Source organism: Pseudomonas helleri (assembly GCF_009600315.1).
Taxonomy (GTDB): domain Bacteria; phylum Pseudomonadota; class Gammaproteobacteria; order Pseudomonadales; family Pseudomonadaceae; genus Aquipseudomonas; species Aquipseudomonas helleri_A.
Genome location: NZ_WIWC01000131.1, coordinates 1 through 358, shown reverse-complemented (window position 1 = coordinate 358; position 358 = coordinate 1). Strand labels below are relative to the sequence as shown.

Annotated in this window: 1 pseudogene; it reads left to right on the top strand. The window is 64.5% G+C overall.

Annotation, left to right across the window (positions count from 1 at the left end):
• Positions 1-358, top strand: a pseudogene (locus GHN86_RS23140) (BatD family protein); the annotation flags it as partial.

The window sequence follows — 358 nt, the reverse complement described above, 5'->3', positions numbered from 1 at the left end:
TGGACAACCAGCCCGGCAACACCTCGACGCCCAGCGCGCCCAAACCCGGGAAAATGGTCCACGTGACCTCCACCGAGATCCCCTTGCAGGTCAAGCCCAAGCCTGAAGACTACCCGGCCACTGCCGCCTGGTTACCGGCCCGCAGCCTGAGCCTGAGCGAAACCTGGAACCCCGAGCCGGATCATTCCAAAGTAGGCGACTCGCTGACCCGCACCCTGACCCTCAAGGCCGAAGGGCTGTCCAGCGGCCAATTGCCGCCGCTGCCCGCCACCGACGTGAATGGCTTGCGGCGTTACCCGGACTTGCCGCAACTGAGCAATCAGGTCACTGACAATGGTCTGATCGGCAGCCGCGAAGA